The 266-nt window shown below is 48.5% G+C and carries 1 protein-coding gene; it reads right to left on the minus strand.

The genetic code is table 11. The annotated features are described in order from the left end of the window. Positions 1–266: hypothetical protein (locus AAEY88_RS13970; RefSeq protein WP_350563345.1), on the minus strand; the 266-nt coding region annotated here is incomplete at both ends.

Raw genomic sequence — 266 nt, forward strand, 5'->3', positions numbered from 1 at the left:
CCTTTGTTCTGCCGCTGCCATCGCCTTTGCCAATGTCTGCTTTTTACGCCACACCACCAAACCAACAACGCCGACTAAAAAGAGTACCCCGTTAATGGTAATAATCCAAAACATGGCATTATCCTTGGCCACTTGTTCTTCAATGGCAGCCTGAATGGCCGCTTTTTCAGCCAGCGCTTGGGCTGTTGGCGCAGGCGCAGCCGGTTCGATTAAATTGAAAAACATTTCTGGTAAATTAAGGACGATTTCACGGCCATCGACTGTTG

The organism is Psychrobacter sp. CAL346-MNA-CIBAN-0220, assembly GCF_040309805.1.
GTDB lineage: Bacteria > Pseudomonadota > Gammaproteobacteria > Pseudomonadales > Moraxellaceae > Psychrobacter.